This is a genomic window from Flagellimonas taeanensis, assembly GCF_003584105.1.
GTDB lineage: Bacteria > Bacteroidota > Bacteroidia > Flavobacteriales > Flavobacteriaceae > Flagellimonas > Flagellimonas taeanensis.
In genome coordinates this window covers 183,229-196,161 of sequence record NZ_QXFO01000006.1, presented here as the reverse complement: position 1 = coordinate 196,161, position 12,933 = coordinate 183,229, and the positions used below count along the sequence as shown (strand labels likewise).

General features: G+C 47.1%; 11 protein-coding genes. 6 read left to right on the top strand and 5 right to left on the bottom strand.

Annotated features, from left to right (window positions below; genetic code table 11):
- Nucleotides 1-8: 8 nt before the first annotated feature.
- Nucleotides 9-2,408, bottom strand: a complete 2,400-nt coding sequence (locus D2V93_RS01820) for a hybrid sensor histidine kinase/response regulator (protein ID WP_147377334.1) — start codon at nt 2,406-2,408, stop codon at nt 9-11.
- A 268-nt stretch (nt 2,409-2,676) separates the two neighbouring features.
- Between D2V93_RS01820 and D2V93_RS01815 the strand changes: the two genes are divergently transcribed.
- Nucleotides 2,677-5,691, top strand: a complete 3,015-nt coding sequence (locus tag D2V93_RS01815; RefSeq protein WP_119618134.1) for a hypothetical protein — start codon at nt 2,677-2,679, stop codon at nt 5,689-5,691.
- A 133-nt stretch (nt 5,692-5,824) separates the two neighbouring features.
- Here D2V93_RS01815 and D2V93_RS01810 read toward each other — a convergent pair whose 3' ends face one another.
- Together D2V93_RS01810 and D2V93_RS01805 are read right to left on the bottom strand one after the other, a co-directional pair.
- Nucleotides 5,825-6,043, bottom strand: a complete 219-nt coding sequence (locus D2V93_RS01810; protein ID WP_072882170.1) for a hypothetical protein — start codon at nt 6,041-6,043, stop codon at nt 5,825-5,827.
- Nucleotides 6,044-6,054: 11 nt separating this feature from the next.
- Nucleotides 6,055-6,549 (bottom strand): DinB family protein, encoded by a 495-nt coding sequence (locus D2V93_RS01805; protein ID WP_119618133.1) that lies wholly within the window; start codon nt 6,547-6,549, stop codon nt 6,055-6,057.
- Nucleotides 6,550-6,780: 231 nt separating this feature from the next.
- On the opposite strand from D2V93_RS01805, the gene D2V93_RS01800 reads away from it, so the two are divergent.
- The 5 genes from D2V93_RS01800 to D2V93_RS01780 all read left to right on the top strand — a co-directional run bounded on the left by D2V93_RS01800 (nt 6,781) and on the right by D2V93_RS01780 (nt 10,272).
- On the top strand, nt 6,781-7,743 hold the full coding sequence (locus D2V93_RS01800; protein WP_245978065.1) for a helix-turn-helix transcriptional regulator: 963 nt from the start codon (nt 6,781-6,783) through the stop codon (nt 7,741-7,743).
- 81 nt (nt 7,744-7,824) lie between these two features.
- Nucleotides 7,825-8,673, top strand: a complete 849-nt coding sequence (locus D2V93_RS01795; protein WP_119618131.1) for a bifunctional helix-turn-helix domain-containing protein/methylated-DNA--[protein]-cysteine S-methyltransferase — start codon at nt 7,825-7,827, stop codon at nt 8,671-8,673.
- A 38-nt stretch (nt 8,674-8,711) separates the two neighbouring features.
- Nucleotides 8,712-9,425, top strand: a complete 714-nt coding sequence (locus tag D2V93_RS01790) for a 2OG-Fe(II) oxygenase (protein WP_119618221.1) — start codon at nt 8,712-8,714, stop codon at nt 9,423-9,425.
- Nucleotides 9,426-9,428: 3 nt separating this feature from the next.
- Complete coding sequence (locus D2V93_RS01785) at nt 9,429-9,680, top strand: Ada metal-binding domain-containing protein (RefSeq protein WP_119618130.1); 252 nt, start codon at nt 9,429-9,431, stop codon at nt 9,678-9,680.
- Complete coding sequence (locus tag D2V93_RS01780) at nt 9,661-10,272, top strand: alpha-ketoglutarate-dependent dioxygenase AlkB family protein (protein WP_119618129.1); 612 nt, start codon at nt 9,661-9,663, stop codon at nt 10,270-10,272. Before D2V93_RS01785 ends, D2V93_RS01780 begins: the two co-directional genes overlap by 20 nt.
- A 6-nt stretch (nt 10,273-10,278) precedes the next feature.
- On the opposite strand, the gene D2V93_RS01775 is transcribed toward D2V93_RS01780, so the two are convergent.
- Together D2V93_RS01775 and D2V93_RS01770 are read right to left on the bottom strand one after the other, a co-directional pair.
- On the bottom strand, nt 10,279-11,820 hold the full coding sequence (locus D2V93_RS01775; RefSeq protein ID WP_119618128.1) for a vanadium-dependent haloperoxidase: 1,542 nt from the start codon (nt 11,818-11,820) through the stop codon (nt 10,279-10,281).
- Nucleotides 11,810-12,808: a transporter gene (locus D2V93_RS01770; RefSeq protein WP_245978047.1), complete on the bottom strand. Its 999-nt coding sequence runs from the start codon at nt 12,806-12,808 to the stop codon at nt 11,810-11,812. Before D2V93_RS01770 ends, D2V93_RS01775 begins: the two co-directional genes overlap by 11 nt.
- Nucleotides 12,809-12,933 lie beyond the last annotated feature (125 nt).

Genomic DNA, 12,933 nt, shown 5'->3' with positions numbered 1-12,933 from the left:
AAGCCCTTTTAGGCTACATATGGTTTTTGTGGGATGTTCTTTTTCATTTTGGAAAACAGCAAAGCCTCATTGATCGGTTTGGTGATCAGATCATTGGCCCCCAATCTAAAAATCTCCTTCCGGGTCTTACTGGTACTGTCTGCTGTGACCACAAGAATAGGGATTTGGGGATTGCAGCTGGCTTTCCCACTTCGGATCATAGAGGTTGTTTCGAAGCCATCCATTTCGGGCATTTGCAGATCCATTAGAACAAGGTCAAAAGTTTGCTCCTTCATGATTTCCAAAGCCTCCTTTCCATGATTGGCAATGGTAAGATTGATATCTTCCCATTTCTTGAACAATAGTTTCACCACGGTTTGGTTCATTTTGTTGTCTTCGACCAATAGAATGTCTCTTGCGCCCAAACTATCCGTAGCGGCCATCCCTTCATTTTGATCCAGCACCAATTCAGTATCGTCCATTTCATAGCCCAGGCTCAGTTCGCAAGTGGTGCCCTGCTGTGCATTGTTTGTGATATGGATAGTTCCTTCATGTAGGTCCACATAGTTTTTAACAATGTACAGTCCGAGGCCAAGACCACTGAATTCCCTCTTGTCCATAAAGGATTTTTTGGTAAATGATTCAAACACAGTGCTCATCTTTTCCTTGGAAATTCCAATGCCTGTATCCTCAATGGAAAAATCCAGGACCACTCCGTTCTTGCCTTTGTTTTTACAGCTTATGGCCACGGTTATGCCTCCAGCATTGGTGAATTTGATGGCATTGTCAAGCAGATGGTTCAACATCTGGACCAGTTTTCCCTTGTCCCCAATGATCCTCGACGGCAAGGGCCCCTGGAAGAAGAAGTTGAAATCCAAGCTCTTTGCCTCTGCTTTTTTCTGATAGGCCTCCATAACTTTTGATAAGGTCGATGGAAGCTCAAAAGAGACCAACTTTAGCTCTTGGGTACCCTTCTCGATGACGGTAAAGTCCAAGATATCCTCTATGCACCCCAAAAGGTTCTTCGAAGAGCTCAAGATGAGTTTGCATTTTTCCTCCAGATCGGCCTCTTCCTTGTTTTGTTGCAGCGAGGTTGCCACGCCCATGATAAGGTTCAGGGGTGTTCTGAGTTCGTGGCTGATGTTTGAAAGAAAAGACGACTTGATGTCGTTCATGTCCTCCGCACGCTGAAGGGCCAACAACTGGTTCTTTTCATTCTCCATACGAAGCCCCCGAATTCTATTGCTCATGGAAATGGAAAGGAAAACGATTTCCAGCCCAATGCCAAACTTAGCCCCATTGTTGGTGAAGAAAGAGTTTTCTATGGTATTGAAGTTATTCAGGATGAAAATGACAAAACCTAGCACCAAACAAGATATACCCATCACAAAATAGTGATCTATCCTCACTTTTTTCACTTTGACCACCACTAACGAGATGATCATATGGACCAGGACCAATATACCCACACCATTGGCCAAAGGATAGCAAAATGAGGGTAGGGTGGGTGCTGCGCAAAGGATAACCATTCCCACAAGTGTGCCAATGCCCAAAAGCTTGCCCACTAGGTGCAATGATCGGTTATGTTCCTTCAGGTTCAAAAAGGTATCCCCATATTTTCCAAAGAAGAAAAGTGAAACAAAGGCGGTGAGCAATACTGCCCTTTCGGAAAGCCAGCCACCTTGGGGGGTAAAGTATTGATGGAAAAAGCCATCAAGCGAAAACTGCATCAGGGCTATGAAGAGTACATAAAGCCCATAGTATATAAAGGCGCTGTCCTTCAGAGCAAAGAAGAAAAAAAGATAGATGATACAGGCCAGTATCAATATCCCATAAAAGAAGCCGTAAAAAACCTGCTCCTTATAGGTCAGTTCAAAAAACGTATTTTTTCGATACAATTGCAGTGGGGTCATCACTACTTCCCCATCACTTTTCAAGTGGATATAGACCTCCATTTTTTGAAGGGGTTCCAAACTAATGTCAAAAATGGACTTTCGGTGAGCAACGGTCTTTTTTGAAAACGGAATCTTATCTCCACTGTACTGTCGTTGAACTTCGCCATCTTCGTCCACCAAATAGAGATCTACAATATCCGTAATGGGCCTTGCAGTCTCCAGATAATACTCGGAAGCTGTCTGATCGGGGTTTTCCAAAGTGAACCTGATCCAATAACCTTCATTGGAAAAGCCCATGTTTTCCTCTAGACTGGAAAGCGGGACAAAGGATAGGTCGGTATTACTTCTGATATCTTCGAATGCGAGGTCTTTCTTCCCTGTCAAAAGAATGGATGCTTGGGAACGGAGCGAAATGATTCCGGAAAAATCATCTTTTTTATAGGATTGGGCATTGGAAATTAAGGGCAACATGTAAATCACCGCACACAAAAGCACACCAGCTATCATGGATAGAAAAGAGGTCAAGAAGCGCATAAAGTAGGTTTTTGTAGATACTGCCCTTTGGGAAGGCGGAATCGTATTTGGTTGTATATCCTTCGATATTGTGAAACTAAAGGAAGCCAAACCATGACGTTTCCACAATAATTGGGGATGTCATGCAAAATACATCGATGACCGGTAGTTTCTTGATGAAAAAACTGATTTAGGCCAAAACAGAAAAGACAGTAATTTCTTACCCTTGAGCGCTATATTGGGCTGTATTTATTAGATTTGAAAGGAAACGAACAACTTAAACCGACTCATGGGAATTCAACTACGCTCTTTTTACTTTTCTCTATCTTTTTTTGTTACCTGCGCTTTGGCCGCACAAGACTTCAAAGCATTGGAATATCGGACCATTGGACCATCACGGGGAGGACGGGTGACCACGGTTACCGGAACCCCTATGTTGCCCGGAACATTCTACCTAGGGGCTTCGGGAGGGGGTGTTTGGAAAACGGACGATTATGGCACTACTTGGAACAATGTTTCCGATGGCTATTTCAAAACGCCGTCCATAGGGGCCATCGAAGTGGCCGTCAACGATCCCAACATTGTGTACGTAGGAACGGGGTCGGACGGTATCCGCAGCAACATCATCGAAGGAAAAGGAGTGTACAGATCTATCGATGCAGGAAAAACCTGGGAGCACATAGGACTGGAAAATGCCGGACAGATAGGTGCCGTGGAAATAGACCCTACCGATTACAATACCGTATGGGTGGCGGCCATAGGAAATGCGTTCAAGCCGAACAGTGAGCGCGGAATCTTCAAGACCACCGATGGCGGACAGCACTGGGAAAAGGTACTTTTTGTATCCGATGAGGTAGGTTTTGCCGACCTGGAACTGCTTCCCGGTAATCCCAATGTGGTTTATGCCGCAGCATGGAAAGCACGTCGTACCCCATGGACCATCGATTCTGGTGGGGAAAATAGTGAAGGAGGCATCTATAAGTCCATCAATGGGGGCAAAGACTGGGTGAAACTGGAAAAAGGACTGCCCAAAGGCTTGATCGGCAAAATCGATCTAGCGGTTTCCCCTGTCGATTCACGGATACTCTACGCGGTCATTGAGGCCCCGGGAGAGGATAGGGGGCTCTACAAATCAGTGGATCAAGGAAAATCTTTCACCCATGTTTCGGACAATGAAGATTTGGTGAACAGGCCATTTTACTATACCAATATTGAACTGGATCCCACCAACCCAGATATTATTTATTCCAACGCCAATCCGTTGGTAAAATCCATCGATGGTGGTAAAACTTGGAAACGGATGAGCGTTCCGCACGGTGATAACCATGATATTTGGTTGAACCCCGATAACCCAGATCTGTTGATTCAATGTAACGATGGGGGTGCCAATGTGTCCCACAATGGGGGCAAGACCTGGTCCACCCAGTTCAACCAGCCCACGGCCGAGATTTATCAAGTTGCCGTGGACGATCAATACCCCTATTGGGTGTACGGTGCGCAGCAGGACAACACTACCTTGGCCATCCCAAGTATGGCCCCAACTGCCACGGGTACGCAGGGAACCCAGATGATGATAGACGTAGGGGGATGTGAAACAGGACCCGTTATTCCCATGCCCGGAAACCACTACATCGTGTACAACAACTGTAAGGGCCGTTTCAGTGTGTATAGCAAGAAAACGGGAATGGACAGGGAGTATTCCATTGGGGCATCCAATATTTATGGACACAATCCCAAGGATTTGAAATATCGATTCCAGCGAGTGGCCCCCATCCATGTTTCTCCCTTCAATCCCGAAGTGGTGTACATGGGGTCGCAATACCTACACAGAACAAACAATGGGGGGCAGCAATGGGAGACCATTTCTCCCGACCTGACAGCGAACGAGCCGGACAAACAGGTCATTTCGGGTAATCCCATTACCCGCGATATTACCGGTGAGGAATATTACAGCACATTGTATTCCATCAGGGAATCCAAAATCAGCCAAGGCGTTATCTGGACGGGTTCCAACGATGGGGTCATTTCCGTGACGAAGGACGGCGGAAAGACCTGGAAAAATGTAACCCCGAAGAAATTGCCCAAAGGAGGAAGAGTGGAATCCGTAGAGCCTTCCCAGTTCAATCCGGCAAAAGCCTATGTGGCGGTGGACCGACATTTGTTGGGAGATACCAAACCTTACTTTTACAAAACAGAGAATTATGGGGAAAGTTGGGAGCTCATCAGTACCGATTCCAATGGGATACCTTCTGATTACACAGCCCGTGTGCTACGGGAAGATCCCGTTCGTGAGGGATTATTGTACGCAGGAACGGAATTTGGGATGTTCGTTTCTTTTGATGATGGAAAAATGTGGAAGGAATTTCAACAGAACCTTCCCGTAACGCCCATCACGGACATCACACTTTTTCGGGGCGATTTGATCCTAAGCACCATGGGACGAGGTTTTTGGATTTTGGATAACATTACCTCCCTTCAGGACAAAAATATGGACCAGTTGAAAGATGAACCGCTATTGTTCAAGCCGGACAACACCATTCGGTACAGGACACCATGGGGAGGGGGGGATTTTCCAAATTACCCATCCACCAGTGTTATCATTGATTATTATTTGCCCAAAGAGGTAAAAGACGGGGTCAGCCTTCAGATTTTGGATGCTCAGGGCAAAGAAGTGGCCACCATTGTGAGCGACTCTACCCAACTGGAGTCCACGGAAGAAAAAGTGGAAGACATGGGGCTCAGCATGACCTTTGTCTATCTGGACAGCAAGCTGGAGACCAAAAGGGGCATCAACCGATTCAAATGGGACCTTCGCCAAAAAGGGCCTTGGGACAAGCGCAAGGGAAGACGCTATAAAAACGGCCCTATGGTGCTTCCCGGTACCTATACAGCCAAACTCACGGTGGATGGGCAATCGTACGAGAGATCTTTTGAGGTACTTATGGACCCCAAGTTGGAGGAAGAGAGCATTTCCCTATCGGATATGAAGGAGCAATTGGCTTTACAGCAAAAGGTGATGGACCTATTATCGGATGCGAGGAAGCTGCAGGACGATATGGAGGACAAAATCAAAAAACTGGAAAAGGACAAGACCGACGAAGTCCGATTGGAAGAACTCAAGAAACTGTTGCAACAACTGAAAAATGAGGAAGGTGCCTATCCCCAGCAGATGATGGTGGCCCAAATATCATATCTGAACAACATTTTGGGAGGAAGTGATAAAAAGCCGGGAGAAGAGGAAAAAACACGCTATCTGGATCTATTGTCCCAGTTCAATCAACTGAAACAAAAAGCGGGCATCTGATCCATAAGATCAGGATGCCGGCTTGTGCTGTTTAGGGGGGCGAATGGTCCAAAACCGGAACACTCGGTCAACATCCCTTGATCGGGGATCATACCCGATTTCTTTTTCATCGGTTGTGTTTCGGGAAACAGTTTCAATGGAGTTCTTCGCAACTAAATCCATTTTTTTTCAATAAAGTTGAAATAGTGTGTGCCTGTACGTTTTGGGTTTCGACCCGGAGAATGTTATCACAATCCTCCAGGTCAAAATTCCAATACCCGTTCCTGTCTATCAATTGGTTCAATAAGGGTCTGAGTGTCCTAATGTGGCCCTTGCCCAATACCGAAGTCCTAAATACCAAAACGGTCTTCATCACAATCGTTTTTAACGCTCGTAGAAAAACGGGGGTTCAATGCCCAAAGATCTCAGATAGACATAGCCCTGCCCTCGGTGGTGGATCTCATTGTCCATAAAATAGAAAATGGAGGATTGCACGGTGCCTTCATACTGGCCGAAGAGTTTTATATGGTCTTGGAAGCGTTCCAATTCGATTTGCCCCCAGAGCTTGTTGATCTCTTCCGTGTCCTGGTCCCATCTTTCCAAAATCTTGGCTTTTTGGTTCCCATGCTCAAAATGTTCCTGCAGTTCTGTGGTTTCGCGGGTAACGATTTCCTTCAGCCCGGGAACGGCTATCCCCAAAAGCTCCATGGTCATTTCGGCAAAGGTGCGCATTCCCCCAATGTTGTAGTTGAAGAATTCCTTCTCTGGAAACGCTTCGATTACCCTTCGGGTAAGTCCGCGGTGACCTTGGTAGTGTTCCAATAGTTGGGCAGGGGAGATGACTTGTGCTTCAGTTTGATTTTTAACGGTGTTTTCCATGACGTTTTATTTAAAGGTTTATGATTTCTGAAACCAAAATTAGAAGGGGGGTGTGACAGCCCTGTGTCAGTAGAAAAAAATCAATCGAAAAAAAAGTTCTTGACAAGCAGTTGTCACCCCATGGGTCTAGCTTTGCCACGAATAAAATGTTATAAATGAATCAAGATGGGAAAGAAAAGAACGCAGGTCCTTGGATTGAAATCCTATCTTTGGGAGATAGCTCACGCAATTATGGGAATGGACACCGCCAAACGTTTTGATAGGATAGTCGCCATTTTGATACAGCTACAATCCAAACGGATTGTGAAGGCACAGGAACTGGCAGATCGCTTCGATGTGAGCTTGCGTACCGTGTATAGGGACATCAGGACCTTGGAAGCTTCTGGCGTACCTATAGTTAGCGAAGCGGGTGTGGGCTACTCCATTATGGAAGGGTACCGCCTCCCCCCGGTCATGTTTACCAGGGAAGAGGCCGGAAGTTTTGTGGCGGCGGAAAAACTCATGCAAAAGTTCACCGACAAATCCCTTGGAGCCTACTACGAGTCGGCCATGTACAAATTGAAATCGGTACTCCGGGGTAAGGAAAAGGATTGGGTGGAAGCCTTGGAGTCGCAGGTATCCATCGTACCGGGGCAAGTACTGTTCAACGAAGAGGTGCCCAACGCCCTTGAAATCCTGTTCGAGAGTATTGCCGAGCGAAAACAGGTCTTTTTAAAGTACGAATCACTCCGGGAAGAAACCCCATCGGAACGCCGGATAGAGCCTGTGGGCCTTTTTCATGAAAACGGTTTTTGGTATATTCTGGGCTATTGCCATCTGCGGATGGATTACAGACATTTCCGAACGGACAGGATACACCACATCGCCAGGACCTCCATGGATTTTATGTTGGAGCACGGGACCATGGACGAACACCGTGAAAAAAGGGAAGAGGTAGAAAAGACCAAGGTGAGGATCTTGGTGGAAAAATCCGTGGCCAAATACATAAGGGGAGGTAGGAAGCATTATGGCTTTGTTTCGGAAAAACCTGTGGGTGGACAGATGGAAATGACCTTTTTGACCACCGATATGGAAAATGGTTTTGCTAGATGGTACCTCATGTTCGGGGACTATGCCACCATTGTGGAACCCGATGCGCTGAAAAAGAGGGTGGCCGACATCCTCAAGAAAAGCCAGGAAATGTTGGCAGGGTAAGTGGTTGCCGATCAATAGTCAGCAAGATTCGGGTTTTATGCTCCTGTTGGACCATGTACTTTTGGTTCAAATATGATAATTATGAACACGCAGGCAGAATTCAATTACGATAGGGTGGCAAGGGCCATCACCTTTATACGGAGCAATTTTAAAGAGCAGCCCTCCCTGAATGAGATTGCGGAATCCGTTCACTTAAGCCCATATCATTTCCAAAGACTCTTCACGGAATGGGCCGGGGTAAGTCCCAAAAAGTTCATGCAGTACATCAGCGTTGAACATGCCAAAAAAATGTTGAAGGAGGCACAGCTCACCTTGTCCGAAACGGCCATGGAGACAGGCTTTTCCGGCACGGGAAGATTGCACGACCTCTTCGTCAACATTGAAGGCATGACCCCCGGGGAATACAAGAACGGGGGAGAAAACTTGGAAATCAACTATAGTTTTGCAGAAAGCCCTTTTGGCAAACTAATCGTTGCCTCCACGCCCAAGGGCATTTGCCATATGTCCTTTGTGGATGATGGAAAAGAGGGGTTCGAGGATTTAAAATCCCGTTTTCCCAACGCTACCTACCGACAGCTGTTGGACAAGAACCAGCAGGACGGACTGGCCATTTTTAGGGATGATTGGAGCAAGCAGGAACAGATCAAGCTGCATTTGCACGGCACGCCCTTCCAATTGAAAGTGTGGGAAACCCTACTCAAAATTCCGACGGGAAGTCTGGAGGTGTATGGATCCATTGCGCAAAAAATGGAAAGACCGAAAGCATCCCGCGCCGTGGGCACCGCCATTGGGAAAAATCCCGTAGCCTTTCTGATTCCATGCCACAGGGTCATCCAATCGACCGGAAAAGTAGGAGGCTATATGTGGGGCAGTACCCGAAAAAGTGCCATCATAGGGTGGGAAGCTGCACAAATGGCCCCTGCTGAGTGAAAACATCAATCAAATCAATCAAAAAACGGACAGTCAACATGAATACGATAACACTCCAAAGTTCCAAGGTGAAATGGGACCAAGTGGAAGAAAGTCTCCATAACAAGGGATATGCCTTGGTCCCAGATTTTTTGGAACCAGATATGTGCGATGCCTTGAAGGAACTATATGATCAAAAAGAAGGATATAGAAAAACGGTGGTCATGGAACGCTATCGCTTTGGGTTGGGGGAATACAAATATTTTGATTACCCTTTGCCCGGACCCATCCAAGAACTCAGGGAAGGATTGTACCCCCATTTGGTTCCCGTTGCCAACCTTTGGATGAAAGCGTTGAACATAAAAAGGGTTTTTCCACAGACCCATCAGGAATTGATAGCTCAATGTAAGGAACAGCACCAGTTGAAACCTACCCCACTTATTTTAAAATATGGAAAGGGAGGGTTCAACACATTGCACCAAGATCTGTATGGAGAGGTCTATTTTCCCATCCAAGCGGTTCTTTTTTTGAGCGACCCCGATACGGATTACCAAGGAGGTGAATTCGTGATGACCCAGCAGACACCCAGGGCCCAATCCAAAGCCATTGTGCTCAGGCCCAAGAAAGGGGATATGGTACTCTTCACCACTAACTTTAGACCCGTAAAAGGTACAAAGGGATATTATCGGGTGAACATGAAGCATGGAGTGAGCGAACTGCACCGTGGTGAAAGATATACGATGGGAATCATTTTTCACGATGCCGTCAGTTGAGAAATGGTACTTCATTCCGACATCGATAACAAGGAAGTCCTGAACATGATCCGAAGAGGGGAGATTGTGCTGGCAGGGAACAGAAAGTTGAAAATATATGGTACCTTAGAGTGTGCTTCGGGCAAACGCATGAAGCGGGAGAACAGAGTTTTTTTCAAATCGGATGCCCAGGCACGGAAAATGGGGTTCCGACCCTGCGGACACTGCATGAAGGCAGCATATAAACAATGGAAAGATGGATTTGTTCACCTCTGAAATAGACCCCGACCATAATTGGTTGCCCAAAGAAGGCACCGTGAATTATTACGGTCCTGTTATGGCCCGAAATGTTGCGGATGCCTATTTTCAAGAGCTTTTGGCGAACATTGCCTGGACCAATGATGTGGCCATCATCTACGGCAAGCGCATAGAGACCAAACGCGAAGTGGCTTGGTATGGGGATCAACCTTTTGAATATACGTATTCCAACCATACCAAAAAGGCCCTGCCGTGGACAGATGCACTCTTGGAATTGAAGACGTTGGCTGAAAAACGAACTGGGGAGGCCTACAATTCCTGCCTGCTCAACTTATACCATTCCGGGGAAGAGGGCATGGCCTGGCACAGTGATGCGGAGAAAGACCTGAAGCGGAATGGGGCCATAGCTTCCCTAAGTTTTGGGGCCGAACGGAAATTTGCATTCAAGCACAAACAGACCAAGGAAAAAGTAGAGCTGATCCTTGACCACGGAAGCCTCTTGGTAATGAAGGGAACTACCCAGAGCTATTGGTTGCACCGTTTGCCACCAACAAAGTTGGTGAGGACGCCAAGAATCAACCTTACCTTTAGAACAATAGTCAGTGTTTAGCTAAAATCATTGGTCGGCACCATCTGCTTTGGCCCTATCTATGGTATATTGGGCCACGTTGCGTCCTTGTTCCGTGCCCACAGTGGCATCAAAGCTCCAGTGGATACCACCGTATACCCTCGAAATGGCCGCTTCTTCGGCCCAAGCCCTCATTTTTGATGCTTCCTCTGGGAAGACATAGGCCAGAACCTCAGATGCCGCAGCTGAAAACACACTGTGTCCAGAGGTATAGCTCGGAAAATTGGGTGTACCCGCAATCGTCTTGAATCCTTCGATCAACTGTATGGGCCTAGGATAATGGTAGTAGTATTTGGCATCCCAACAGCTTATTCCCGAATCCATGATGGCCATGTTCATATAGGCCAGGGTCCGTGTAGTTTGCAAGGGATTCAACCGATATTCCACCATAAGCTCATTGGCAATGCGGTTCCAGTGTCCTGGAGGTGTGTAGGTCCCAAGCCCGTCCTGCCAAAAATTGGCAATCCTACGGTGTTCGTCGGTCATGTTTTTGGCATAGTCCTTCAGGAGCTTCACATCGTCCAGAAATTCCTGTGAATCCAACTGCGGTGGGGCTATGGGACGGACGCTTTCCACGTCATCAATGCTCCACATGGTCACTTTGCCGAAAAGCGGGGTAAGGCCCACGGGGCGTACTGGGATTTCCAAATTGTCCCAGGCCCAGCCAAACCTGTCGAGGGCGGCCTGCTTGATGGAGTCCGATACGGCTTTTGGGGTCTGTGCATTCTTCATGCCGTCATTCGCAGCGCGCGCCAGGGCGGTGGTAGATACGGCATCGCCGATTTCCACTCCGGCATCGATATCACTCATTACATTGCCCCCGGAAAGCATTAGGCTTTCCAAATGTTCTTCCTCAAGGCCTTGCAAGTATTCGGCTTCCAAGGGAAACATGGCCGTAAGAATGTTCCTTGATGCCCGTGCGATCACCGCCCCATCCGAAGGATAGGAGGGGATATCGTTGTCCTCATAGGCATAGACAATATTTTCGTCCAGTTGGTAAGGTGCTGGTCTGTTGTAATTGTATTTGTGGTGCCACGCACTGATGAGCCCGTCGAATTGGGCCACGGACATATAGGCCAATGCCCTGCACGCATAAGGTGGATGGGCAAAGGGAAATGCCGGTGGTCCTTCTGGATTGGAAGGATTGGGCAGGGTATAGGTGCCGTCTGCATTGGGCCCAGGGATGAGATTGTATTTGGCGATCAGTTCCAGGGCAATCTCGTTCCAACGTATGGCCGGGTTGTTGGTCCAGTATTTTATTGCTTTTTTCTGTTCGGAAGTCATACTGGCCATAGCTTCTTTCATATCCTCCAGTTCATCCAAATAGGATTGCGAATCGGTCGATTCTGGTGCCGTTATCTCAATGGCGGCCCCGGATTCTTGAAGAACGGGAATCCAATCACCACCATCTTCATCGGTATCGGTGAAGGCATATCCTTCATACGGAAGGTATCTTGGGGTATCTTTCTCGCAGGAAGCCAAGGAAATAAGGCCCAAGGCCAATAATAGGGTGAATATTTTATTGTTCATCGGTCGCTTCAGTTTGTTTTTTAATGACATTGAATTGGTAGGTGATGCCAAAGCCCGTATTGCTCAGTTTGGGAACATTTCTTCCATCCACCACCCTATTGTGATAGGCCACCACTCCAAACCCTTTCAACGATTTGAAGAAATATTGTGCTGAAAATCCTATGCGGTCGGATTCCACTTTGTTGGTGGGCTGTGCTGCATTGTATGCCCGGATATCATCCCCACTGGTCGAAGAAAGGCTGAAGTAGCTGAACTCAAGTTTCAAGGACGAGTCGAACAACCATTTCCCGACAATCCCTTCATAGGTCCATGCATTGGGCACATCCATCCAAGCGGTGTAATAACTGCCATTGTTGTAATAGTAGTCACGCTCCGCTTCGGTATATCCGCGCCACAGATGGGCGAGGGAGGCACGGGCATAAAATCCGTTGTTCCATTGGTATTGGGCTATACCACGCAAGGAAAATTCAGGTGCACCCGCCCCAATACTATATGGTCTGTAATCCGAAAGATAGTTGGTAAAAGGGGTTGAAAAACCAGCTGTGGCCAAGGCAGTGAACTTTCCGCTGCCCAGATCTTGGTGTATGGCCCGGTACTTTAGGGCAAACCCAATATCCTGAAAACCCCTTGCGCCGGCAAAATTCCCTCCATTGGGTTCGGATGATTCGGTTTTGATATAGGGTAGACTGATGTAAAAATTAAGGTCGTCCAAAATACCGATGGCCGCCATGGGCAAGACCGTATTCTGGTCCACCGTGGCAATGGTCTCATTGGACCTTAGTAAAGATCCCTCCCAATAACGGTCGAAAGTCCCCATGTCATAGGAAAGTAGGACACAGATGTTTTTGGAACGCATCATCAGGGCATCGTTGGGTGTCTGCGCTCGAAGCGAAAGACCCATGCAGGCGAATACCAATAAAAAGGTCCAACGGAAAGCTTTTCCTCGCTGAACGGGTCTATTGGTGCAAGTATATTTTACTTGAATCATACTATAAATTTGGTTGGAAATGGTGCCAAGAAGTTTGTTTCAACATCTCGGTTTGCTGTGGCGCTAAAATAGAGCTATGGGATATGGTCACGGATTAAGGAGAAAACAATAAAGGTTATGGAAAG

Bases quoted from the DNA above. Each gene is read 5' to 3' on its own strand.
- D2V93_RS01820 (WP_147377334.1), bottom strand. From the start codon at position 2,408: ATGCGCTTCTTGACCTCTTTTCTATCCATGATAGCTGGTGTGCTTTTG.
- D2V93_RS01815 (WP_119618134.1), top strand. From the start codon at position 2,677: ATGGGAATTCAACTACGCTCTTTTTACTTTTCTCTATCTTTTTTTGTT.
- D2V93_RS01810 (WP_072882170.1), bottom strand. From the start codon at position 6,043: ATGAAGACCGTTTTGGTATTTAGGACTTCGGTATTGGGCAAGGGCCAC.
- D2V93_RS01805 (WP_119618133.1), bottom strand. From the start codon at position 6,549: ATGGAAAACACCGTTAAAAATCAAACTGAAGCACAAGTCATCTCCCCT.
- D2V93_RS01800 (WP_245978065.1), top strand. From the start codon at position 6,781: ATGGGAATGGACACCGCCAAACGTTTTGATAGGATAGTCGCCATTTTG.
- D2V93_RS01795 (WP_119618131.1), top strand. From the start codon at position 7,825: ATGAACACGCAGGCAGAATTCAATTACGATAGGGTGGCAAGGGCCATC.
- D2V93_RS01790 (WP_119618221.1), top strand. From the start codon at position 8,712: ATGAATACGATAACACTCCAAAGTTCCAAGGTGAAATGGGACCAAGTG.
- D2V93_RS01785 (WP_119618130.1), top strand. From the start codon at position 9,429: ATGGTACTTCATTCCGACATCGATAACAAGGAAGTCCTGAACATGATC.
- D2V93_RS01780 (WP_119618129.1), top strand. From the start codon at position 9,661: ATGGATTTGTTCACCTCTGAAATAGACCCCGACCATAATTGGTTGCCC.
- D2V93_RS01775 (WP_119618128.1), bottom strand. From the start codon at position 11,820: ATGAACAATAAAATATTCACCCTATTATTGGCCTTGGGCCTTATTTCC.
- D2V93_RS01770 (WP_245978047.1), bottom strand. From the start codon at position 12,808: ATGATTCAAGTAAAATATACTTGCACCAATAGACCCGTTCAGCGAGGA.